This is a genomic window from Salinivibrio sp. PR919 (assembly GCF_001995355.1).
In the GTDB taxonomy this organism is placed as follows: Bacteria; Pseudomonadota; Gammaproteobacteria; order Enterobacterales; family Vibrionaceae; genus Salinivibrio; species Salinivibrio proteolyticus.
The window spans coordinates 1-23,580 of record NZ_MUFL01000057.1; the positions used below are offsets into that span (position 1 = coordinate 1).

18 protein-coding genes and 2 tRNA genes are annotated in these 23,580 nt (G+C 51.2%); 4 read left to right on the forward strand and 16 right to left on the reverse strand.

Annotation, left to right across the window (positions count from 1 at the left end; translation table 11 throughout):
* Together BZG83_RS11310 and BZG83_RS11315 are read right to left on the reverse strand one after the other, a co-directional pair.
* Positions 1 to 4,598: Ig-like domain-containing protein (locus BZG83_RS11310; RefSeq protein ID WP_158074957.1), on the reverse strand; the 4,598-nt coding region annotated here is incomplete at its 3' end.
* 221 nt (positions 4,599 to 4,819) lie between these two features.
* Positions 4,820 to 5,716, reverse strand: coding sequence for a LysR family transcriptional regulator (locus BZG83_RS11315; protein ID WP_077480643.1), 897 nt, complete (start codon positions 5,714 to 5,716; stop codon positions 4,820 to 4,822).
* A 102-nt stretch (positions 5,717 to 5,818) separates the two neighbouring features.
* On the opposite strand from BZG83_RS11315, the gene metE reads away from it, so the two are divergent.
* Complete coding sequence (gene metE, locus BZG83_RS11320; protein ID WP_077480627.1) at positions 5,819 to 8,092, forward strand: 5-methyltetrahydropteroyltriglutamate--homocysteine S-methyltransferase; 2,274 nt, start codon at positions 5,819 to 5,821, stop codon at positions 8,090 to 8,092.
* Positions 8,093 to 8,223: 131 nt separating this feature from the next.
* Here the strand turns inward: metE and rpsO are convergent, their stop codons facing one another.
* The 9 genes from rpsO to secG all read right to left on the reverse strand — a co-directional run bounded on the left by rpsO (position 8,224) and on the right by secG (position 15,905).
* Complete coding sequence (gene rpsO, locus BZG83_RS11325; RefSeq protein ID WP_069589916.1) at positions 8,224 to 8,493, reverse strand: 30S ribosomal protein S15; 270 nt, start codon at positions 8,491 to 8,493, stop codon at positions 8,224 to 8,226.
* A gap of 253 nt (positions 8,494 to 8,746) precedes the next feature.
* A complete protein-coding gene (gene truB, locus BZG83_RS11330; RefSeq protein ID WP_069589915.1) occupies positions 8,747 to 9,724 on the reverse strand; it encodes a tRNA pseudouridine(55) synthase TruB in 978 nt (325 codons plus the stop codon).
* A 3-nt stretch (positions 9,725 to 9,727) separates the two neighbouring features.
* Positions 9,728 to 10,120, reverse strand: a complete 393-nt coding sequence (gene rbfA / locus BZG83_RS11335; RefSeq protein ID WP_069589913.1) for a 30S ribosome-binding factor RbfA — start codon at positions 10,118 to 10,120, stop codon at positions 9,728 to 9,730.
* Between the two features lie 87 nt (positions 10,121 to 10,207).
* On the reverse strand, positions 10,208 to 12,925 hold the full coding sequence (gene infB / locus BZG83_RS11340; protein WP_077480629.1) for a translation initiation factor IF-2: 2,718 nt from the start codon (positions 12,923 to 12,925) through the stop codon (positions 10,208 to 10,210).
* Between the two features lie 21 nt (positions 12,926 to 12,946).
* Positions 12,947 to 14,434, reverse strand: coding sequence for a transcription termination factor NusA (gene nusA / locus BZG83_RS11345; protein WP_077480631.1), 1,488 nt, complete (start codon positions 14,432 to 14,434; stop codon positions 12,947 to 12,949).
* A 21-nt stretch (positions 14,435 to 14,455) separates the two neighbouring features.
* On the reverse strand, positions 14,456 to 14,911 hold the full coding sequence (gene rimP, locus BZG83_RS11350) for a ribosome maturation factor RimP (RefSeq protein WP_069589909.1): 456 nt from the start codon (positions 14,909 to 14,911) through the stop codon (positions 14,456 to 14,458).
* Positions 14,912 to 15,330: 419 nt separating this feature from the next.
* Positions 15,331 to 15,407, reverse strand: a tRNA-Met gene (locus BZG83_RS11355).
* A 65-nt stretch (positions 15,408 to 15,472) separates the two neighbouring features.
* Positions 15,473 to 15,559 (reverse strand) — tRNA-Leu (locus tag BZG83_RS11360).
* A gap of 7 nt (positions 15,560 to 15,566) precedes the next feature.
* Entirely contained in the window at positions 15,567 to 15,905 is a 339-nt protein-coding gene (gene secG, locus BZG83_RS11365; RefSeq protein ID WP_077480633.1) for a preprotein translocase subunit SecG, read from the reverse strand.
* A gap of 10 nt (positions 15,906 to 15,915) precedes the next feature.
* Here secG and BZG83_RS16740 point away from each other — a divergent pair, with 10 nt between their 5' ends.
* Positions 15,916 to 16,086, forward strand: coding sequence for a hypothetical protein (locus BZG83_RS16740; protein WP_158074958.1), 171 nt, complete (start codon positions 15,916 to 15,918; stop codon positions 16,084 to 16,086).
* Here the strand turns inward: BZG83_RS16740 and glmM are convergent.
* From glmM to rlmE, 4 genes are all read right to left on the reverse strand, one after another.
* Positions 16,083 to 17,420: a phosphoglucosamine mutase gene (gene glmM, locus BZG83_RS11370; protein WP_069589906.1), complete on the reverse strand. Its 1,338-nt coding sequence runs from the start codon at positions 17,418 to 17,420 to the stop codon at positions 16,083 to 16,085. The genes BZG83_RS16740 and glmM overlap by 4 nt on opposite strands.
* 5 nt (positions 17,421 to 17,425) lie before the next feature.
* Positions 17,426 to 18,268: a dihydropteroate synthase gene (folP, locus tag BZG83_RS11375; RefSeq protein ID WP_077480635.1), complete on the reverse strand. Its 843-nt coding sequence runs from the start codon at positions 18,266 to 18,268 to the stop codon at positions 17,426 to 17,428.
* Positions 18,269 to 18,329: 61 nt separating this feature from the next.
* Positions 18,330 to 20,264: an ATP-dependent zinc metalloprotease FtsH gene (gene ftsH / locus BZG83_RS11380; RefSeq protein ID WP_077480637.1), complete on the reverse strand. Its 1,935-nt coding sequence runs from the start codon at positions 20,262 to 20,264 to the stop codon at positions 18,330 to 18,332.
* Positions 20,265 to 20,315: 51 nt separating this feature from the next.
* The gene (gene rlmE / locus BZG83_RS11385) at positions 20,316 to 20,945 is read right to left on the reverse strand and encodes a 23S rRNA (uridine(2552)-2'-O)-methyltransferase RlmE (RefSeq protein WP_077480639.1); all 630 of its coding nucleotides are present in this window, start codon (positions 20,943 to 20,945) and stop codon (positions 20,316 to 20,318) included.
* Positions 20,946 to 21,151: 206 nt separating this feature from the next.
* Between rlmE and yhbY the strand changes: the two genes are divergently transcribed.
* Positions 21,152 to 21,448, forward strand: a complete 297-nt coding sequence (gene yhbY, locus BZG83_RS11390; RefSeq protein ID WP_069589899.1) for a ribosome assembly RNA-binding protein YhbY — start codon at positions 21,152 to 21,154, stop codon at positions 21,446 to 21,448.
* A 106-nt stretch (positions 21,449 to 21,554) separates the two neighbouring features.
* Here yhbY and greA read toward each other — a convergent pair whose 3' ends face one another.
* Positions 21,555 to 22,028 (reverse strand): transcription elongation factor GreA, encoded by a 474-nt coding sequence (gene greA / locus BZG83_RS11395; protein ID WP_069589897.1) that lies wholly within the window; start codon positions 22,026 to 22,028, stop codon positions 21,555 to 21,557.
* 276 nt (positions 22,029 to 22,304) lie between these two features.
* Here greA and dacB point away from each other — a divergent pair.
* On the forward strand, positions 22,305 to 23,580 hold a 1,276-nt coding region (gene dacB, locus BZG83_RS11400), incomplete at its 3' end, for a D-alanyl-D-alanine carboxypeptidase/D-alanyl-D-alanine endopeptidase (protein ID WP_077480641.1).

The window sequence follows — 23,580 nt, forward strand, 5'->3', positions numbered from 1 at the left end:
TTGCTGATGGTCAGGTTCACTGAACCGCCTTTCGCAAGCTCTTCACCGTTCACCGATACGCTCACCTGAACGTTGTCGTTACCCAGCTCGTCTTTGTTGATCACGCCATCGTCGTTCGCGTCATCCACGATGCTCACTGCTGGCGCGTACTCACCGTCATTGATGAACACCGTATCGACGGTCGCGTTGTCGCTGCCTTCCTTCGACACGTTGCCGTAGCGGTCGGTCTGCGTCGCATCCACTTTGATGCTCTCGCCCTCGGCCACGGTTTCTGTCCAGGTGATGGTGCCATTCTCGTACGTGTATTCTGTGCCAGCCGCATCGACCAGCTTGCCTTCGTCGTTCAGGCTCAACGTCACTGTGCTCTCAACGCCACCATTGCTGATGGTCAGGTTCACTGAACCGCCTTTCGCAAGCTCTTCACCGTTCACCGATACGCTCACCTGAACGTTGTCGTTACCCAGCTCGTCTTTGTTGATCACGCCATCGTCGTTCGCGTCATCCACGATGCTCACTGCTGGCGCGTACTCACCGTCATTGATGAACACCGTATCGACGGTCGCGTTGTCGCTGCCTGCAGTCACAGTGAAGGTTTCACCTTCCCCTGGCGCATCGAACGAGGTTGCTACGCGGCCGTTGTCGATGTCGGCCTCGGCCAACACGATCTCGTTGGTCGTGGTGCCATCGCTGACACGGATGGTGTCGCCCACAGAGGCCCCAAGAGGCAGACCGACAATCACATCAACGTCACCATTCAGCTCATTAGCAGTGATAACGCCATCATCGTTAGCGTCTTCACTAATAGTCACTGTTGGCGTAAAGAGTTCATCAATATGTTTTTCATCACCATCAATATTGATTGTCTCAAAATCACGCAGCTCGATACGATCTCCGGTATCACTGTTTTCGACGATGAGATAACCATTGCTGTCTTTACTAAAAGACAAATGATCAACACGAGTATTGAACACAGCTTTATCAGTACCCGCCCCACCATCAATCACCAATTGATCGTTCGCATCATCGGTAATGATATTGACCGTATCGTTACCTTCACCGGTTAGGACATAATCATCTCCTGCTTCGGTATTTGCATTCGCCCAACTACCGTGCCAGTAATGCACTGCATCCGACGGTTCACTTTGATTACCGGCAGCATCACTTTGTACTGCCTCTAGACGAACATTTTCGTTAATGCCAATACTGGCAATGTCCTCTAGAGCAACAGTCCACGAACCGTCTGTATCCACGGTTGCCTGGACAAGAGGCGTTCCACTCTCGCCTTCGAAATAAATCGAAATGGTTGCTCCAGGTTCACCCGTACCGTGCATAGTGACGTCGCTGTAATCACTACCCGCTGAGTCATCAGTAATATTGGTGATGATTGGAGGGTTGGGGGCAACAATATCAACCTCGTAGTCGCCATCTTTATTCTCACCACTCGGACTTGTCGTCGCCGTGAACGGGTTGCCCGCCTTATCGGTGCCAGTCACACTCGCAACAATCGCGCTGTCTGCATCCGATACCAACGCACTCCCCGGGACATTGATGCTATAAGTACCATCATCTTTGACGATACCTGTGTATGTTGTCACATCATCTCCGGCGGCTTGCAGCGTCAATGTCACCGTATCACCCGGTTTCGCATCGCCGCCTACAGCGCCAGTCACTGTCACGTCGCCAGAGGCTTCTTGCTCGTTAACAACGTCATCATCCGCTATCGTATCAATTGTGATCGTCGCTGAAGCTGATGTATCAATTGTGACCTGTAGCCCATCGGATATGTCACTATTACCTGCACTGTCCGTCACCTGCACCGTAAAGTTATACGCACCCGCAGAGAGCAACTTCTGAGGCGTAAACATCCAGTTATCGTTTGAATCTTTTCCAGCAAAGCCCAGTGACGTGCTGCCGAGGAACACTTCCACTCTCACAGCATCACTGTCGATATTGCCCAGTGCGAACGTCGGCGTCGTATCGTTGGTCAGGTTGTCTGTGGCGCTGTCGCCGCTGTCGCTCGACGCAACCAGATCGATGGTCGGTTTGGAGACATTGGTGTCTTTCGCAACCGTGTCGGCTGCGGTCTCTACGTTGCCATCTTGGTCGGTGAACGTCGCGTCCACAGTCAAGGTGCCATCTTTCAGGCTGCTCACGTCCACGTTTTCAAGCGTGAAGTTGCCATCGCTGTCCACGCTGACGTTTGACCACTCAAGCTTATTGCCTGCACTGTCGGTCAGTACCAGATCCACAGTCGCTGCGTCGGTTTCACCGATGTTGCCGCTGATGTTCGCGGTTTCGTCGCCCGTGATTTCATCATCACCGTCGTCAGCTGTGCTGTCGGTGATGAGCACGCTTGGTGCCGTGATGGTATCGCCATCATCGTCGCCGTCTTCGCCGTAAGTGGTATCTTTCGCAACCGTGTCGTCTGCGGTCTCTACGTTGCCATCTTGGTCAGTGAACGTCGCGTTCGCCGTTACGGTGCCATTCGACAGGCCGCTGACGTCCACACCTGTGATGGTGTAGTTGCCGTCTGCATCTGCCTCGATCGTGCTGCCGTCATACGTCAGCGTGCCATCCGCATTCAAGGTAACGTCTAACGTCACTGTCGCGTCGTTATCTGCATCGCTATCGCTGATGACCACTTGCGCTGAGCCTGAGCTCACGCCCTCGCCGAAGTTCACCATGATGGTCGCGGTTTCGTCGCCCGTGATTTCATCATCACCGTCGTCAGCTGTGCTGTCGGTGATGAGCACGCTTGGTGCCGTGATGGTATCGCCATCATCGTCGCCGTCTTCGCCGTACTCGGTGTCTTTCCCGACCGTGTCTGTCTTCTCGGCCTGGTTACCGTCCACGTCGGTGCTGACCGCGGTCACGGTCAACTCGCCATCCGCCAGGTCGCTCACGTCTACGCCGGTCACGGTGTAGTTGCCGTTTGCGTCCACAGTGACATCGCCCACATTGATGGTGATGCTGTTGGTGCCGTCGCTGATGACCAAGCTGTCTAGGCTCGCGCCACCTTCGCCTATGGTGCCACTGATGGTCGCGGTTTCGTCGCCCGTGATTTCATCATCATTGTCGTCAGCTGTGCTGTCCGTGATGCTCACACTTGCCGGCGTGATGCCATCGCCATCATCGTCGCCGTCTTCGCCGTACTCGGTGTCCAGCGTAACTACATCCGTCACGCTGCCCTGGTTTCCGGCTTCATCGGTCACCGTCATGGTCACCGTCAGCTCGCCATCGGCCAGGCTGCTCACGTCTTGGCCTATGACGGTCACGTTGCCATCACCATCCACGCTGATGTCGTTCGCATCCACGGTGATGTCGGCCGTGTTGGCGTCGCCGTCGCTGATCACGATGCTGTCTATCGCCGCACCGTCTTCCACCGTGCCGCTGAAGGTCACGGAGGTTTGTTCGCTCTCGTTGATCAGGTCATCGGCATCGTCGAACGCGATGCTGTTGCTGCTATCGCCACCTTCGCCTGGGGCCGCCGTATCAACCGTATGCTCTGATGAGCCAGTGCTTTCTACCGTATTGCCCGCGTCATCTGTCGAGCTCACAATCACCTCGAACTCGGTATCCGCCGCCAGGTCGCTGCCCGCCACATCCACTGTCCAGTTGCCACTACCATCCACGGTGGTGCTGTACTCGGTACCATTGATGGTCATGGTCACCACATCGCCTTCGCTGATGTCGCCACCTGTCGCCGTACCGGTCACCGTTATGGGCCCGCCTGCTTCYCGCGCGTTGATCACGTCATCGCTGGTGATGTTATCTACGCTTACTATGCCGGCGTCTGCGCTGGTATCAATTGTTGCACTATCACTGCCCGGTGCGGAGGTGTTRCCGGAGGTRTCGGTAATGGTGGCGTCTACGGTGAGGGGTTCACCGTCTGCGGGAGTATCAGGGAGGGTCACGACGACAGAGCCGTCGGTAATATTGTCGTCTGTCAGGGTGAAGGCTTGTCCATTCACCGTTAACACATCGCCCGGATTAGCGTTAGTGCCCGTTAGATCGATAGATACACGAATACCGTCGCCAATTTCTTGGCTGCTAATCACACCATCATTGTTTGCGTCATTGAGGATGGTCACACCTGGCGCGTTGGGTGCCGTTGCATCAACGAAGCGTCCAAAGCCGTCTTCTTGGTTAGTGCCAATCGCGCCTGCGTTGTTAGCAATCGAGTCAGAGTCAAATCCAGAGCTTGCGATGGTCTCGCTTCCATCACGCGCAATGTTCACATAGCTCCACGAGCCACTTCCGGTCGCGTCTTGCCCCGCAGCCGTCGCCTGATCTTCTTGAATGGTGATCTCGCCTTCACCGTCAAGGATTTGCTGCTGAATGTCTGCGATTTCGTCTTGGACGTCTTGTGGTAATGCGTCAAAAAGAGAGTCCGACGATTCACTCTGCGGTTCAATCATAAGCTGTGTCCCGTCACTCAAGGTGATAACAGTATCACTGCTATCCGGCAAGCCAAGCTGGGTTCCCGACGGGAGCGTAGCCCCTTCGCTGAGTGTGGTCAGTTCACCATTGACTAAAACACGGCCACTGCCTTGAATTGTGTCGATTGTAACGTTGCGAGAGAGCGAGATTGATTTCATAGTACGAGACTCTTTAACCGATAAAAGTGTGAGACGCATTCAAAATATCTATTACCTCAGATTATCTAAGTATATAGACATAGATAAAAGCGATTTTAACCAGAAATGTGCGACCCATACGGCTCAAAAATGAGACAAATAGGCAAGGGAGAACATGTCTTATGAGATCGAGCGAATGTGTCGCTAGAACAGTATGATAATCGACCTTGTATAAAGCTTACTTACTCGCAATGTTCTAGCGATATATCACGCGCCTTGACGATAAAATCATCAATGTAATCATCCCGTTTTTCTTCTCGCATCCCAAGATGAATGGCCTTGTGAATACCTTGTTCGCCCATACGAAGAATATGAAGGTTGAGTCGCTGCTGGTATTCTTGTGCCAGCCATTTGGGCAAAGCCGCAATCCCTCGCCCTGCGGCAACCATTTGCAGCATGATATCTGTGGTTTCAATCGTTTTGTGTTTGCGTGGGGCACAGTGCGCCGGCGCCAAGAACTGGGTAAAGACATCTAAACGCGATTGATCGACTGGGTAGGTGATCAGGACGTCTTGCGTCACTTGATGGGGCTCAACGTAGTCAAACGCTGCCAGAGCACTTTGGCGATGAGTAACCAGCACGAGTTCATAATCGAATACGGATACGTACTCTATACCTGGCTTGAGCAAAGGATCGGGCGTGACGAGTACATCAATCTCATGGCCAAATAATGCGCCCAAACCACCAAATTGGAACTTTTGTTTAACGTCAACATCCACATCCGGCCATTGATGCAAGAAAGGCTCAACCACCTTAAGCAACCACTGATAACAAGGATGACACTCCATACCAATGCGCAGTGTGCCACGCTGGCCTTGTGCAAATTGTTTAAGTTGCTGTTCAGCGTGTTCGAACTGAGGAAGCATACGCTCAGACAGTGTAAGCAAGTACTCACCTGCTTGCGTAAAATGAAGCTGTCGCCCCGACTTTTGCCACAAGCGAATCCCGAGCTGGCTTTCCAGTTTTTTCATTGCGTGGCTGATCGCGGATTGAGTGAGGTATAGCCTCTCTGCGGCTGCGGTAAGCGACCCTTGCTCTTTGATGGCACGCAGAATATGAAGGTGGTGACGTTCTAACATGTCTTTTCCATGACCAAAATTCATTGATTGATGAAATAATGCCATTTTAGTTCATAACGAGAAAGCCCTATGCTGATTTCAATCGAAAAGGAGGACGTATAGATGGCTAAAACTCATAATCTCGGCTTTCCACGTATCGGCGCACAGCGTGAACTTAAATTTGCACTCGAGCGTTACTGGCGTGGCGAATCATCACAACAAGACTTAACCGATCTTGCGAAAGATCTGCGCCGCAGTCACTGGCAACAACAAAGTGAACTCGACATCGCTCCCGTTGGCGACTTTTCATTTTATGATCATGTACTCGACACCAGCTTTTTAGTCGGCAATGTGCCTGAACGTGTTGCCTCGCACCAAGACAACGACCTTGACAACTACTTCCGCGTCGCTCGCGGTCGCTCAGCAAACGATAGTGCTTGCCAGTGCGTGCACGCCGGTGAGATGACTAAGTGGTTTGACACTAACTATCACTACATCGTGCCAGAATTTACCGCGCAAACAACGTTTAGTCTTCATGCTGAAAATCTATTGACGCAAATAGAAGAAGCCAAACAAGCTGGTGTTCAGGCCAAACCGGTTTTAGTCGGTCCCGTCACGTATCTGTGGCTAGGTAAGGAAAAAGATGCCTCTAACAAGCTAGATCTGCTCGATAAGCTCTTACCCGTATATCAAACCTTACTGAGCAAACTGGCAGAAAAAGGCATTGAGTGGGTCCAAATCGATGAGCCGATCTTGGTCACGGAGCTCGCGCCTGAATGGCAGACGGCGCTAAAAACCGCGTATCGTGCATTAAGCCAAACTAAGGTCAAGTTATTGCTGGCGAGCTACTTCGGCGAGCAAGCTGAAAATCGTCCATTAGCGCAATCGTTGCCCGTTGACGGCTGGCACTTGGATGCTATTCGTGGCCGAAGGGATGTGGATGCATACCGTGAAGCGCTTAGCGATCAACACGTTCTGTCTCTGGGTGTGATTAATGGTCGTAATGTTTGGAAAACTAACCTTGATGCTACGTTAGAGTGGCTCGAACCGATTCATCAATCTTTGGGGGATCGCCTCTGGCTCGCACCCTCTTGCTCTTTGCTGCACGTGCCAGTCGATTTGGCGAGCGAACAAAAGCTCGATCCTGAAGTAAAAAACTGGCTTGCCTTTGCCCATCAAAAACTCGAGGAGCTGGATGTACTCGCTCGCGCCCTTAATCACGGCCGTCAGACCGTTCAGTCAGCGCTGGACAATAATCGTGAAGCAATCGAAAGCCGTCAGCAATCACCGCGCGTACACAACCCTAAGGTGCAAGCCGCATTGGCAGCAATCACACCGCAGTTAGGAACACGGCAACGTCCATTTGCCGAACGTATTCGCGTGCAACACGAGCAGCTTAAACTGCCGCGCTTCCCGACCACCACCATAGGGTCATTTCCACAAACCAGTGCCATTCGCCAAACACGCTTGCAATACAAGAAGGGCGACATTGATGCCGCCACTTATCAAGACATTATGCGCAAAGAGATCGCCCATGCGGTGGAAAAGCAAGAAGCGTTAGGGCTCGATGTCTTGGTTCACGGTGAAGCTGAACGTAACGATATGGTGGAGTACTTTGGCGAACAGCTGGATGGGTATGTATTCAGTCAGTTTGGCTGGGTACAATCGTATGGTTCTCGCTGTGTGAAGCCGCCGATTTTATTTGGGGATATTGAGCGCCCGAAAGCAATGACAGTGGAGTGGACCCAGTACGCTCAGTCTCTGACTGATAAGCCGCTGAAAGGCATGCTCACTGGACCGGTCACCATTCTTAATTGGTCATTTGTGCGTGATGATCAGCCACGATCTCAGACCTGTAACCAACTGGCACTGGCGATCCGCCAAGAGGTGCAAGATCTTGAGAAAGCCGGCACTAAAATCATTCAAATAGATGAAGCGGCACTCCGTGAAGGCTTACCTCTGCGCCGCAGTGAGTGGCAACACTACCTCGATTGGGCCATCAACGCGTTTAAAATTGCCGCCAATGGCGTGAGTGACGAGACGCAAATCCATACCCATATGTGTTATTCCGAGTTTAACGATATCATCGCATCGATTGCTGACATGGACGCCGACGTGATCACCATTGAAACCTCACGCTCGGATATGGAACTGTTGGATGCATTTGATCATTTTGACTATCCCAATGATATTGGTCCTGGTGTGTATGACATTCACTCGCCAAACATTCCCAGTCAGGCACAAATCATTGCGTTAATGAAAAAGGCTGCCGCCCGTATTCCGGAAGAAAGGTTGTGGGTAAACCCAGATTGCGGCCTAAAAACCCGCCAATGGGATGAGGTGATCCCGGCATTAGAAAATATGGTTGCAGCGGCGAAAGCGCTTCGTCAGGAATAACGCGTCAGCAGCGTGCCGCTCCCCGCATTGACTGAACCCTATAACGACAAAACGCGCCACGGATAAAACTCCGATGGCGCGTTTTTTATCGCAAAAGAAAAGGGAGCCTGAGCTCCCTTTTCTCCAGAATCTTAGCGACGGATGCCTAGACGCTTGATAACGTCCAAGTAGCGGTCAACATTGTTCTTTTTCAGGTAGTCCAGCAGCTTACGACGACGTGAAACCATGCGTAGCAGGCCACGACGGCTGTGGTGGTCACCTTTGTGCTCAGCGAAGTGCGATTGCAGATCGTTGATAGATGCAGTCAACAGGGCGATTTGAACTTCTGGTGAACCAGTATCGTTCTCAGTTTTACCAAAATCAGCAACGATTTTAGCTTTTGCTTCTGCAGTCAGAGACATAATGCTCTCCTAATAAGAGTGTGTGATTATCATGCACTAGCCAATCTCTGATTCAGCCAGTGCCCGAAGGCGCGAATTCTACCCGTTTTAGCTGGGTATCGCAATGTTATTGCCGACTATCACGCCAATTTCTTACTGTCGCTACCTTACCGCTTGAAAATGCGACAAGTTTATTCGCAGCACGCCCGTAAACGCTCACGCCAGCTGTACTTGGAAAGCGCATGTCTTAGCTAAGCGTGCCGCCAACGTGTAGCTAGGCGTTGTCACTGCTCGCGGTTTGCGGCTCAGGTTGACGGCTCGCGACCAAACGGCGCGGCGCAACCAGACCATCAGCATCAATCTCACCCACACCGATAAACTGACGCTCATCGCCAGCCGTTAAACGCACATATCCTTCGGTCGGAGCGTTAGGCACTTGCACCGCTTGACCTTGTAGCGCATAACTTGCCACGACGGGCAGCAGGTTAATCTCGCGCAGATCTTGTACCGCCGTATCAAGTGGCAATAGCAAAGGATCGAGCAGTTGTTTTGGCTGGATCTCTTGCTCACGCGCTTGGTTAAGCAGGCTTTCAAGCTGCTCTAAGGTCACCATGTTTCGTGCTGGATAGCCTGATACACCAATACGACGCAGCGCCGTGACATGTGCACCACAGCCGAGCATTTCACCTAAATCGTCAACAATGGTCCGGATGTAGGTGCCTTTTGAACAATGCACTTCCATCTCGATTTCATGACCTTCAAAACGCAGCAGCTCAATCTGATAGACCTTAATGGTGCGCGCTTCACGTGGTACTTCAATGCCTTGGCGCGCGTATTCATACAAAGGTTTCCCTTGGTATTTCAACGCCGAAAACATCGATGGGATCTGCTGGGTTTCCCCGCGGAATTTTGCAATACAACGCTCAAGCAAACCTAGGTTTACTTTGACGTCACGGGTTTCTACCACTTCACCATCTGCATCTGAAGTATTGGTACGCTCACCCAGCTTGGCGACCACTCGATAACGTTTATCGGAGTCGAGCAGAAACTGAGAGAACTTGGTTGCCTCACCCAAACAGATCGGCAGCATCCCAGTTGCAAGTGGATCCAGTGCTCCCGTGTGGCCAGCCTTCTCCGCAAAGAAGATACGTTTTACTTTTTGTAAAGCATCATTGGACGTCATGCCGGTTGGTTTATCGAGTAGGATAATCCCATCCACCGGACGACCTCGACGACGTTGACGACGCGCCATCAGTTACTCCTCACCTTTTTCATCATCACCGCGACGTTCATCGTCATCGCGTACTGCCTTGCTGACCAAGTTCGAGATACGCATCCCTTCAGTCAGTGACTCGTCAAACACGAAGGTCAGCTCAGGGGTCACACGCAAACGAATCGCTTTGCCAACCAATGAACGGATGTAGCCACTGGCTTCGTTCAGCGCCTTTAGGCTCTCGGTAGGGGCTTGCTCATCGACGGTTAAAAAGGTCACGAAGACTTTGGCATACGCCAGATCACGTGAAATTTGCACATCGGATACGGTGACCATTCCGATGCGAGGGTCTTTGATTTCGCGTTGTAGGATCAGTGCAATCTCTTTTTGCAGCTGATGCGCAACGCGATCAGTACGGCTAAAATCTTTACCCATAATCTTTTCTCTCAACAAAATGGGGGTAAGCGCATGCGCCTCCCCCCACGGTGTATCCAAACAACCTCGTTGTATTGTCGCGTTCAATTAGTCAATTGAACGTTGAATCTCAACGGTTTCATAAACTTCGATTTGGTCACCAACGCGAACATCATTGTAGTTCTTCACGCCAATACCACATTCGTAGCCTTTCTTCACTTCGTTCACATCATCTTTGAAGCGGCGTAGTGATTCCAACTCACCTTCGTAGATAACCACGTTTTCACGTAGGACACGAATTGGGTTGTTACGCTTAATCACACCTTCAGATACCTGACAACCAGCAATGGCGCCCAGTTTTGGTGATTTGAAGACATCGCGCACTTCTGCCAAACCGATGATTTCTTGTTTGAATTCAGGCGCAAGCATACCGCTCATCGCTTGTTTCACTTCATCAATCATGGTGTAGATGACAGAGTAGTAACGCAGATCCAAGCTTTCCGCTTCAATGGTCTTACGCGCAGCGGCATCCGCACGCACGTTAAAGCCACAGATAATGGCGTTAGACGCGGCCGCAAGTACTGCGTCAGTTTCAGTGATACCACCAACACCAGAACCCACAACTTTCACTTTTACTTCGTCAGTTGAGAGCTTAACCAGTGCATCGTTGATCGCTTCCACTGAGCCTTGTACGTCAGCTTTAAGTACGATGTTCAGCTCAGCCACTTCACCTTCTTCCATGTTCGAGAACATGTTTTCCAGTTTGGCTTTTTGCTGACGCGCCAGCTTAACGTCACGGAACTTGCCTTGACGATACAGCGCCACTTCACGCGCTTTCTTCTCGTCACGTACCACCGTGGCTTCATCACCCGCAGCAGGCACGCCAGATAGGCCCAGAATTTCCACAGGAATCGAAGGTCCCGCTTCTTCTACTTCTTGGCCATTCTCATCGCGCATCGCTCGGACACGGCCATATTCCAGACCACACAGAACGATATCGCCTTTTTTGAGCGTACCTTCTTGAACCAATACGGTAGCAACTGGACCACGACCTTTGTCGAGGCGAGACTCCACCACAACGCCACGCGCCATACCATCTTTAACCGCTTTCAGTTCAAGAACTTCTGATTGCAGCAAGATAGCTTCTAGTAGCGCATCGATGTTTTGGCCTTGTTTCGCAGACACGTGAACAAACATGTTCTCACCACCCCAGTCTTCTGGGATCACGTCATGCTGTGCCAGTTCGTTCTTCACGTTGTCAGGGTTAGCACCCTCTTTATCCATCTTGTTCACCGCCACGATAAGAGGCACACCGGCCGCTTTTGCGTGTTGGATCGCTTCGATGGTTTGTGGCATTACGCCGTCGTCGGCAGCAACCACCAAGACAACGATATCCGTTGCACCAGCACCACGTGCACGCATCGCGGTAAACGCGGCGTGTCCTGGGGTATCCAGGAATGTGATCATGCCATTGTCGGTTTGTACGTGGTACGCACCAATGTGCTGGGTAATACCGCCCGCTTCGCCCGTGGCAACGTGTGCCTTACGGATGTAGTCAAGCAGCGAGGTTTTACCATGGTCAACGTGACCCATGATGGTAACGACTGGCGCACGTGGCGCAACGGGTGCATTGTTGTCACGATCAGACAGTACCGCTTCTTCCAGCTCGTTTTCTTTACGCAAGATAACCTTGTGACCCATTTCCTCTGCAACAAGCTGTGCAGTCTCTTGGTCAATCACTTGGTTAATGGTCGCCATCGCGCCCATTTTCATCATGGTTTTAACGACTTCAGCGCCTTTTACCGCCATTTTGTTGGCCAACTCGGCAACGGTGATGGTTTCACCGATTTCAACTTCACGGTTTACTTTTTGCGCTGGCTTTTTAAAGCCGTGTTGCATCGAGGTTGGCTTAGCCATGCGGCCTTTGCCTTTCCCACCTTTGCCACGACGGCCACGAGGTGATTTATCCTCAGCTTGAGTCGCTTTTTTCTTTTTCTTACGACGCGGTGCAGCACTTTCTTCGCGACGATCCGCTTCGTCTTCCGCTTCGCGGGCATACTGAGAGGTAACTGTATGGTGATCAGCTGCCTCCATGGTGGTTAGCGCTTGATCTTGTTCAGACCAGCGTTCTTGGTTTGCTTCTGCCATTTTGCGTGCCTCTTCTAACTGCCGCTGACTTTCTTCTTCAGCTTTACGCTTGGCTTCCTCTTCCTGGCGACGCTTAAGTTCATCAGCTTCTTTCTTCGCTTGCGCATCGGCAGCACGAGCCGCAGCAGTCTCCGCTGCGTCCTCTTCGGACTGCTCGTTTTGTGGTTGCGCTTGCGGTTTGGCTTCACGCTTAGCTTTCTCTTCGGCTTCGCGTTTGGCTTTCTCTTCAGCTTCGCGTTTGGCTTTTTCTTCAGCTTCACGCTTGGCTTTCGCTTCTGCTTCACGCTTCGCTTGCTCTTCAGCTTCTTGGCGCGCTTTCTCTTCGGCTTCACGTTTGGCACGTTCTTCCGCTTCTTGCGCAACCTTTTGCTCTTCAAGCTCGCTACGTTTCACATAGGTGCGTTTCTTACGCACCTCAACTTGGACATCTTTGTTCTTTCCGCCAGCTCCTGAGACGCTCAGCGTGCTGCGTTTTTTGCGCTGTAGCGTCAGACGCGTCGGAGCATTGCCGTTGTCGCCGTGCTCACGTTTGAGATGCGCCAACAAGGCTTGTTTTTCATCTTGGCTTACCTGATCGTCAGCTGACTTTTGCATACCAGCTTCTTTAAACTGCTTCAGCAGACGATCGACTGGCGTATCAATTTCCTTCGCCAGTGTATGTACTGTAACCTCTGACATTCTGCTCCTCCTTTGCCGTCTTTACGCTTCGTCGCTGAACCAGCAAATATTACGTGCTGCCATAATGAGCTCGCCCGCACTTACTTCGTCCAATCCTTCAATGTCCAACAGATCATCGGTGCCTTGGTCGGCAAGATCTTCCAGCGTTTTCACGCCTTTCGCCGCCAATTTAAAGGCCATTTCGCGAGAAAGACCTTCTAGCGCCAACAGATCGTCAGCAGGCTCAGCGCCTTCCAGCGACTCTTCTTGTGCCAGTGCGATGGTGGTCAACGCTTCTTTGGCACGTGAGCGCAAAATGTCGACAGTGTCTTCATCTAGGCCATCAATTTCGAGCATTTCACTCGTTGGAACGTAGGCCACTTCTTCTAGAGTGGTRAAMCCTTCKTCWACCAAGGTYKCGGCAAAGTCTTCRTCRATRTCGAGGTRTTTMACAAACARCTCSAMKGAGGCTTGYGCTTCTTCTTGGTGYTTTTTCTGWAGRTCTTCAACYGTCATSACGTTCAGTTCCCAACCGGTYAGTTGTGAGGCTAAACGTACGTTTTGACCATTGCGGCCGATCGCCTGTGCTAGGTTATCTGCCTCAACAGCAATATCCATGGTGTGGGTGTCTTCATCGACGATGATAGAGGCCACATCGGCTGGTGCCATGGCATTGATCACAAATTGTGCTGGGTTATCGTCCCAAAGCACGATATCAATACGCTCACCGCCTAACTCACCTGAAACGGCTTGGACGCGCGCACCACGCATACCGACACAAGCGCCGACAGGGTCAATGCGTTTGTCGTTGGTCTTCACGGCAATCTTCGCACGTGAGCCCGGATCGCGTGCCGCACCCATCAGCTCAATCATTTCTTCGCCAATTTCCGGCACTTCAATGCGGAACAGCTCGATCAGCATCTCTGGCTTTGAGCGTGTCATGAAGAGCTGGAAGCCACGCGCTTCTGGGCGCACAGCATACAGCAAACCACGGACGCGGTCGCCTGGACGGAAGTTTTCACGCGGTAGTTGATCGTCACGCTGAATCACAGCTTCTGCGTTATTACCCAGATCCACGATGATCACATCACGGTTCACTTTTTTCACAACACCGGTAACCAGTTCACCTTCGTTATCCATGAACTGCTCAACCACCTGTGCACGCTCAGCTTCACGTACTTTTTGTACAATCACCTGCTTCGCGGTTTGGGTGGTAATACGGTCAAAAGTGACAGACTCGATTTCATCTTCGATGTAACCACCAAGTTCAATCGTTTCGTCTTCGTATTGCGCCGCTTCCAATGTTATTTCACGGGTCGGCAATGTGACTTCGTCAACCACGAGCCAACGACGGAAGGTATCGAATTCACCGGTTTTGCGATCAATGGCGATACGTACATCAATGTCGGCTTCGTACTTCTTTTTGGTTGCCGTTGCCAGTGCGGTTTCCAGTGCCTCAAAAATACGCTCACGCGGAACGGCTTTTTCGTTTGAGACCGCTTCGACAACAGCCAAGATTTCTTTATTCATCTACTAATGCCTCATTTACTTTTAAAATGAAGGAACCAGGTTTGCTTTGGCGATATTACTCAAGGCAAACGCCTCATCTTGGCCGTCAACGCGAACCGTGATGGTGTCGCCATCGACAGAAAGGATTTCTCCTTTCCACTTACGGCGGTTTTGCATAGCCATTTTCAGCACGATGTTCACTTCATGCCCGATGAATTGCTGATAATGATCAGCGGTGAACAGTGGGCGATCCACGCCTGGCGATGACACTTCCAGGTTGTACGCCACTGTGATTGGGTCTTCCACATCCAACACTGCGCTAACCTGACGGCTTACATCGGCGCAATCGTCGACAGTAATGCCATTTTCATGGTCAATAAAAATACGCAATGTTGAGTGTTGGCCAGCCCGAACGAACTCTAGTCCAACTAACTCATAGTCCAACGCCTCAACCGGCGCGGTCAAAAGTTCAGTCAGTTGTTTCTCTAATCCTGTCATTCCAAACCCCAGAAATAAAAAAAGGGCTTAAAAGCCCAGTTACTATCCGAATGGTCGTTTTCAGATAACAAAAAACCCCGATAATCGGGGTTTAATGTAACTGGACCCTGATGCTATACCAGTGACGCATGTCTTTGGTATAGCCGTTATCGCTGGTCTCGGAAATATTTCAGCAATAACGAGAGAGTAACTCTCCGTGCCGATAAAAATGGTTTTTATTGGCACTGCCCCGAGGGCAAAACGGCCAGCCGTTGGCTAGCCGAGTTAGCGTAACTTTGTAAAAGAACGCTAACGCGTCTTTCAGTTTAGCAGTTGAGTAAACAGCTAACTAAATGTGGTTGCGGAAGATGGATTTTATCGCGAAGTTCAGCTTCGACGACCTTCGGCTATTCAGCAGCCTAACCTTCCAAAACCTAAATTGGTTGCGGGAGCCGGATTTGAACCGACGACCTTCGGGTTATGAGCCCGACGAGCTACCAGACTGCTCCATCCCGCGTCCGAGTGGCGATGATTATATCGCCTTTCCTTTCAAAGGTGCAAGTGATTGCACTTTGAGAACCTTGGTGCCGAGAGCGGGACTTGAACCCGCACGCCCATACAGGCACTACCCCCTCAAGATAGCGTGTCTACCAATTCCACCACCTCGGCAAATTTTTTACTGAGGGATCTCGCTGTTATCAACAGGGATTTCATTCTCAGTTGGTGTCGCTTGCTGTTCTACAGCAGGCTGACTTAAATCTTCAAAACCGCTTTTCGCTTTTGGCTTATGGGCTGTCATGTTACCTAGCACCAAGCTCAGGGCAAAAAATGCAATCGCAAAACCGGTTGTCATTCGGGTTAAAAAGTTTCCAGAGCCGCCAGAGCCAAATACTGTGTTTGATGCTCCAGCCCCGAACGAGGCTCCCATATCTGCGCCTTTACCTTGCTGAACCAGAACCAGGCCAATTACACCGATTGCGGCCAACAGATAAATCACAAGTAGAATTTCGTACATGGTTCCACCTATGCTCCAGGTTGTTGAGCCGGCAGTGTTACTTCTTAGCCAGCGCAGCCCCCTTCGTTGGGAGCGGGTGAATACTAGCGAAAGCCTGATGCCGAAACAAGAGAAAAATGCAAAAAACCCTGATTTCGGCACTGTTTGCGCATTCTATAACCACCCGCTGATGAATTATTAACAGTTTGCTTTGACTGCCTCTGCAATTTCAAGCGCATAAGCCTTTACGGTTTCCGCATCAGGCCCTTCAACCATGACACGGATAAGTGGCTCAGTACCTGATTTGCGCAGCAATACACGCCCTTTTTCACCCAGCTTTTCTTCCACGTTGGCTTTCGCGGCGAGCACGGCTTCGCTTTGTAGTGGGTCAACATCACCTTTAAAACGGACATTTTCCAGCACTTGCGGCAGAAGCGTCATACCGTCGGTCAGTGTTTTTAGATCCATGCCGGTCGCTGCAACACTGGCTAACACTTGTAATGCAGCCACAATGCCGTCTCCGGTGGTCACTTTATCCAACACAATCACATGGCCAGAATTCTCTGCGCCGATACGCCAACCTTTCTCTTGCAGCATTTCCATCACATAGCGATCACCGACTTTGGCGCGTGCAAAAGGAATGCCCAGCGACTTAAGCGCCAGTTCCATGCCCATGTTGGTCATCAGGGTACCAACGACACCACCTTTGAGTTCACCGCGACGCAGACTCTCACGCGCAATGATATAGGCGATTTGATCACCATCGACCTTGTTACCAAGATGATCCACCATGATCACGCGATCGCCGTCCCCGTCAAACGCAACGCCAAGATCCGCTTTTTCTTCCAGAACACGCTGCTGCAACGCACGCACGTCTGTCGCACCAACTTTGTCGTTAATGTTGGTGCCGTTGGGGGCGCAACCAATCGTCGTTACCTCTGCCCCCAACTCTCTGAATACCGAAGGAGCAATATGGTAGGTTGCACCATGCGCGCAATCGAGCACAATCTTTAGCCCGCTCAGGCTTAGTGCGCTGGGGAAGGTGCCTTTACAGAATTCGATGTAGCGCCCCGCGGCATCATTGATACGGCTCGCTTTACCCAGCTCGGCGGACTCCACACAGCTCAACGGCTTTTCAAGTTCAGCTTCGATAGCCAGCTCAACCGCATCGGGTAGCTTGGTGCCTTCCGACGAGAAAAATTTAATTCCATTATCGTAGTGCGGATTATGAGAAGCCGAGATCACAATGCCCGCTTCAGCGCGGAAGGTTTGAGTCAGATATGCGATCGCAGGGGTTGGCATCGGACCGGTAAATGCGGCCTCAAGACCTGCGGCAGATAAACCTGACTCGAGGGCCGATTCGAGCATATAGCCTGAAATCCGGGTATCCTTACCAATCAGTACCTTACGAGTGCCTTGTTGCGACAAGACACGCCCTGCTGCCCAACCAAGCTTGAGCATAAACTCAGGGGTAATTGGGAATTCACCTACCTTGCCACGTACCCCATCGGTACCGAAATATTTACGTTCTGCCATTATTTTTATTCTCCTAGTGCGCCTGCACGCTTTGTCATGGCGACCACACGCAGCGCGTCCGCCGTTTCTTTCACATCATGAACGCGAATAATTTGCGCACCTTTCTGCGCTGCCAAGGTCGCGCATGCAATGCTACCACCTAAAATGTCGTGTGGTGTCTTATCGACTAGCTTATAGATCATTGATTTACGCGACATGCCCGCTAACACCGGCAAGCCAAAATCATGGAAGCTGTCTAACTCGGCAAGCAATTGATAATTGTGGGCCAAGCTTTTACCAAACCCATAGCCAGGGTCAAGGATAATCTGCTGTCTTGAAATGCCGGCAGCTTCACATGCTTGGATTCGCTCGGTTAAAAACGCTTTTACGTCACGGGTAACATTGTCATAGGCTGGCGCAGCTTGCATGGTACGCGGCTGCCCTTGCATGTGCATAATACACACAGGCACTTGTCGTTCAGCTGCCACCTCGAGTGCGCCGGGCTCTTGCAAGGCACGTACATCATTAATCAAGTCCGCCCCCGCCTCTATCGCGGCACGCATCACAGCCGCTTTGCTGGTATCAATAGAAATCCAACAGTCCGATTGGGCACGAATGGCTTTTATGACAGGTACAACCCGATCGATTTCTTCTTGTTCTGCCACGTCAGCAGCGCCGGGACGGGTCGATTCACCACCGATATCGAGAATCGTGGCGCCATCAGCAAGCATTTGCATGGCATGTTCAATCGCTTTGTTCGATTGCTGATATTGCCCCCCATCAGAGAAAGAATCTGGGGTGACATTGAGAATGCCCATTACAACAGGGCTATCCAGGGAGAGTTGTTTATTTTTGTGTGTTATTTCCATGAGATGTCCCAACAAGGATCAAAAAAACCCCGATAAAATCGGGGTTTTATATCGCGTGGGCTTAGGCTTCAGATTGGTTTTCTGAGTCTAGCGGTTTTTGCTTTTTATCATCAGACGCTTCAGAGGAAGCCTCTGGTTTTTTCGGTGTGTCATCCGAAGATGAGCCACCACTGCCACCTTCCCAACCAGCTGGCTCGCGAACATCGCGACGTGCCATCAGGTCATCAATTTGGGCAGCATCAATGGTCTCGTACTTCATCAGTGCATCTTTCATCGCGTGCATGATATCCATGTTTTCTTCTAGGATCTCTTTCGCACGGTGATAGTTACGGTCGATGATGTCACGGATCTCGCTATCAATCAGGCGCGCAGTGTCATCAGACACATGCTTGGTCTGCGTCACAGAGCGACCAAGGAAGACTTCACCTTCATCTTCAGCATAAAGCAGTGGGCCTAACTTCTCGGAGAAACCCCATTGCGTCACCATCTTACGGGCGATATCGGTCGCGCGCTCAATATCGTTTGATGCCCCGGTCGACACTTTGTCTTTGCCATAAATAAGCTCTTCGGCCAAGCGACCACCATAAAGGCTCGAAATCATCGACTCAAGGTGCTGACGAGACATGCTGACTCTGTCTTGCTCTGGCAAGTACATAGTGACACCTAGCGCACGGCCACGCGGGATAATCGACACTTTGTACACAGGATCGTGCTCAGGCACTAAACGACCGACAATCGCGTGTCCTGCTTCGTGGTACGCAGTCGACTCTTTGGTCTCTTCCGACATCACCATCGAGCGGCGCTCAGCACCCATCATGATTTTGTCTTTGGCAAGCTCAAACTCGACCATCGACACCACGCGCTTGTTGCCACGCGCGGAGAACAACGCAGCTTCGTTCACCAAGTTGGCAAGGTCGGCCCCCGAAAACCCGGGTGTACCCCGCGCAATCAAAGATGCATCGACGTCATTACCCAACGGCACTTTGCGCATGTGTACTTTCAAAATATGTTCACGACCACGGACATCTGGCAGGCTGACCACCACTTGACGGTCAAAACGGCCAGGACGCAATAACGCGGGGTCCAGAACGTCTGGGCGGTTAGTCGCGGCAATCACAATCACGCCTTCGTTGCCCTCAAAACCATCCATTTCAACCAGCATTTGGTTCAAGGTTTGCTCACGTTCATCGTGACCGCCCCCAAGGCCCGCACCACGTTGGCGGCCCACCGCATCAATCTCATCGATAAAGATGATACACGGCGACGCTTTCTTGGCTTGTTCGAACATGTCACGTACGCGTGAGGCACCCACACCCACGAACATTTCTACAAAGTCAGACCCCGAGATGGTAAAGAAAGGCACTTTCGCTTCACCGGCAATCGCTTTTGCCAGCAAGGTTTTACCGGTACCCGGAGGACCAACCATGAGTACGCCGGTCGGGATCTTACCCCCTAACTTCTGGAAGCGGCTCGGGTCGCGCAAGTAATCCACCAGCTCTTTGACGTCTTCTTTAGCTTCATCACAGCCAGCCACGTCACTGAAGGTGGTTTTAACTTGCTCTTCACTCATCATTTTGGCTTTGGATTTACCAAATGACATGGCGCCTTTACCGCCGCCACCTTGCATTTGGCGCATGAAGAAAATCCATACCCCAATCAGCAGCAACATGGGGAACCATGAGATGAAGATCGAGGCCAGCATGCTTGGCTCTTCAGGTGGCGTGCCTTTTACGCGCACGTTTTTGTTGAGCAAGTCGTCCAGCAACTTAGGATCGTTATACACAGGCATGAAAGTGACATAGCGTGAGCCGTCACGTCGGGTAATGGTCAGCTCACGATCATCAAACGTTACTTCCTGTATTTGATCGTTGCCGATTTCACGTACGAAGGTGGTGTAGTCGACTTGACGACCGGCGCTGTCGCCTGGTCCAAAGCTTTGGAACACAGACATCAAGACAACGGCGATAACCAGCCACAAAATCAAGTTTTTTGCCATGTCACTCAAGGTGTTAGCCTCGCATAACTGAGATAGATAAATGTAAGGGTACTACAGTTTATAACCTGTAGCCACAATGTAGACCTCACGTGAGCGCGCACGTGACGAGTCAGGTTTCCGAATTTTGACCGCTTTAAACATTTTACGCACTTCGGCCAAATACTGATCAAAGCCTTCGCCTTGAAATACTTTTACAATAAAGGCGCCATCAGGCCCCAATACTTCACGACACATTTCGAGCGCAAGCTCGACGAGGTACATCGCACGAGGTTGGTCCGCCGCTTGATTACCACTCATGTTCGGTGCCATATCGGACATCACCACATCAACCATGTCCGGTTGGATACGATCTAACAGTGCATCAAGGACAGATTGTTCGCGAAAGTCCCCTTGTAAGAAACTGACACCGGGCAGCGAGTCCATTGGTAGAATGTCACACGCAATGACTTGGCCCTCGTCGCCGACTTGCGTCGCCGCGTATTGCGACCATCCGCCCGGCGCGGCCCCCAAATCAACCACTGTCATGCCCGGTTTTAGAATACTGTCTTTTTGCTGAATTTCTTCAAGTTTAAAGATAGCGCGTGAGCGATACCCTTTTTTTTGTGCTTCGTTGACGTATTTATCGTCAAAATGTTCTTTTAGCCAGCGTCCGGAGCTAGCAGAGTGCTTTTTTTTACTCATGGTTTTCCTAAAAGTGGCTCTCGCTTTGGGTCGCATTCAGCGGGAATTCAACGCGTTGTTCCTGCTTTCTCACCTTTCTGGCCATGTCGGCAATCGCGCTCAACCGCCAGCAACACGATGAGCACCATTTATACTGTTTCAGTTTGTGGTGAGATGGCGTTAGAATGGCATGTTTTCAACCCCTAGCAAATAGAAATCGAGCCAACATGAAACTCAGCACCAAACAAAAACAGTATCTCAAAGGACTGGCTCATCAGCTCAAGCCCGTTGTATTGATGGGCGCAAATGGCTTAACCGAAGCCGTGGTCGCTGAAATTGAGCTTGCTCTTGACCACCATGAGCTGATTAAGGTGAAAGTGGCCTCTGAAGACCGCGAGACCAAGAACCTGATTGTTGACGCCATTATTCGTGAAACTGGCGCAGAAAAAGTACAGGTTATTGGTAAAACCTTGGTGATCTATCGCCAAAGCGAAGAGCGTAAAATCGAGCTGCCGCGCAAATAACCGAATGGTTCGCGGTAACCTGCCGCATACCTTAACAAAAAGGCCGCATTGCGGCCTTTTTACTGTGTCAAAGTCAGAGAATGTTTACACTCTGTAACACTTTCTCTTAAAGATACTCGACTTTATCGATTTCGAATTCTTTTAACCCACCCGGTGTCGTGATGCTGACTTCGTCACCTTCATCTTTACCAATCAAACCACGGGCAATGGGGGAATTCACTGAGATCAAGTTCGCTTTGATATCCGCCTCATCGTCACCAACGATGCGATACGTCACTTCCTCGTCCGTGTTCACGTCAATCAGTGTCACGGTCGCCCCAAAAATCACTTTGCCGTTTTGTGGCATCTTGGTGACATCAATCACTTGTGCCACCGAGAGTTTATATTCGATGTCACGGATTTGCGCTTCGCAGATGCCTTGCTCCTCGCGAGCGGCATGGTACTCTGCGTTTTCTTTTAGATCGCCCAGTTCACGCGCCTCAGCAATAGCGTTGGAGATCTCAGGGCGACGCTTGATCAACTTATCCAGCTCTTCACGCAGCAGTTTCTCACCGCGTACGGTCATTGGCACTTTATCCATAAATGACATTACCTCTTTCAATCCGCAGCATAGGGATTTTGGCAAAACAAAGCCACGCCCAAACCAAAGATTCGGGCGCGGCGTAATTCAACTCTTTCATCAGATTGTAAACAAGAATCCGCGCAAAATCACCTTTGATCCAAGCAAAGCGTGAGGCCTATACGGCACGCACCGGTACAAAAGCACGTACAGCCGCAGCCGGCGTGCGTTTGACGCTTGTCTTCAATGCTATACAAGGTAGGATGAGCAAAGACAGAACTGACCGAGCACGCATTCATGACAGGTTTTATTCGACAAACGATTGTACTGGTTGGCGTTTTATTGATCAGCGCCCTTTCGCCCGCCCTTTCGCAATCACTGCGCGTTGAACAGCTCACCCCAGTCCTCCCCCAAGGTAGCCAACTGGCATTGTGGGTGAGTGATGTCAAAACCAATCATCCTCAAGTTGCCTTGCAAGCGGATGCATTACTGCCGCCAGCCAGCACGCAAAAGCTGGTAACCGGTCTCGCCGCTCGCTTATATCTGCCAGAGACCTTTCGTTTTTCTACTCGGTTAGTCCAAGCTGGTGATGATATTGCACTGGTGTTTAGCGGTGATCCGCTGCTCACACGCAAAGACTTGCGCCAACTACTTCGCCAGCTGCCCGCACGAGGGCTCACCACGATTAATAACGTCTTTTTAGATGGTCATATCTTTAGCGGTAAATCACGCGCCGTTGGCTGGCCGTGGGATATTCTCGCTGTATGTTATAGCGCTCCCTCGACGTCCATTGCGCTCAATCACAATTGTGTGCAAGGCGCGATATACAGCACACCAGACGCCGAGCATACCCGTGTCCATGTTCCTAGCCATCAACCGATCACAGTGACGACTGAAGCTCGAGCGGTCAGTGAAGAGCAAAAAGACGCGGCACACTGTGACTTAGACCTTACCGCAACTCCCCGCAATCATTATCGTTTTTCTGGCTGTTTAGCGCATCGAGAGCGACCGCTGCCGCTCAATTTTGCCGTGCAAAATCCGCCCGCTTATGTGAAAGCGATAATTGCCGATGAATTAGCCCGGCTCGGCGTCAAAGTAACAGGCAATATTGTACAGGCGCGCACTCCAAGCCAAGCCCGAGAGCTGGCGCGTCACGACTCCGTCAACTTGGAAGCCTTGCTGACCCGCATGATAAAAGACTCGGATAACTTAATTGCGGATAACCTGCTGAAAACAGTCGGCCAGCGGTATTTTCAGCAACCGGGATCGTACCGAAATGGCGTGGCGGCGGTGAAGGCGATCCTCGCCGAGAAAGGGCTGGATCTTACCCATGCCATCATGGTTGATGGCTCAGGGCTATCGCGGAATAATCGTTTAAGTGCACGGCAGCTTTCTGAGGTGGTGCACTATATTCTCACCCACCCAGAATTAGGCCTCAAAGCGATGCTGCCCATCGCCGGGATTGATGGCACCTTAAAATACCGCCAGAGTGTGCGTCGCGCGCCCATCAAAGGGCGGTTATTTGCGAAAAGTGGTTCACTTTATGGCAGTCATAATTTGGCAGGGTTTATTG

Coding starts and splice junctions, on each gene's coding strand:
- ftsH (WP_077480637.1), bottom strand. CDS start 20,264: ATGGCAAAAAACTTGATTTTGTGGCTGGTTATCGCCGTTGTCTTGATG.
- glmM (WP_069589906.1), bottom strand. CDS start 17,420: ATGGCAGAACGTAAATATTTCGGTACCGATGGGGTACGTGGCAAGGTA.
- secG (WP_077480633.1), bottom strand. CDS start 15,905: ATGTACGAAATTCTACTTGTGATTTATCTGTTGGCCGCAATCGGTGTA.
- greA (WP_069589897.1), bottom strand. CDS start 22,028: ATGGATAAAGTGCCAATGACCGTACGCGGTGAGAAACTGCTGCGTGAA.
- rpsO (WP_069589916.1), bottom strand. CDS start 8,493: ATGTCTCTGACTGCAGAAGCAAAAGCTAAAATCGTTGCTGATTTTGGT.
- truB (WP_069589915.1), bottom strand. CDS start 9,724: ATGGCGCGTCGTCAACGTCGTCGAGGTCGTCCGGTGGATGGGATTATC.
- metE (WP_077480627.1), top strand. CDS start 5,819: ATGGCTAAAACTCATAATCTCGGCTTTCCACGTATCGGCGCACAGCGT.
- rlmE (WP_077480639.1), bottom strand. CDS start 20,945: ATGAGTAAAAAAAAGCACTCTGCTAGCTCCGGACGCTGGCTAAAAGAA.
- BZG83_RS16740 (WP_158074958.1), top strand. CDS start 15,916: ATGCTCCAGGTTGTTGAGCCGGCAGTGTTACTTCTTAGCCAGCGCAGC.
- infB (WP_077480629.1), bottom strand. CDS start 12,925: ATGTCAGAGGTTACAGTACATACACTGGCGAAGGAAATTGATACGCCA.
- folP (WP_077480635.1), bottom strand. CDS start 18,268: ATGGAAATAACACACAAAAATAAACAACTCTCCCTGGATAGCCCTGTT.
- yhbY (WP_069589899.1), top strand. CDS start 21,152: ATGAAACTCAGCACCAAACAAAAACAGTATCTCAAAGGACTGGCTCAT.
- rimP (WP_069589909.1), bottom strand. CDS start 14,911: ATGACAGGATTAGAGAAACAACTGACTGAACTTTTGACCGCGCCGGTT.
- rbfA (WP_069589913.1), bottom strand. CDS start 10,120: ATGGGTAAAGATTTTAGCCGTACTGATCGCGTTGCGCATCAGCTGCAA.
- BZG83_RS11315 (WP_077480643.1), bottom strand. CDS start 5,716: ATGTTAGAACGTCACCACCTTCATATTCTGCGTGCCATCAAAGAGCAA.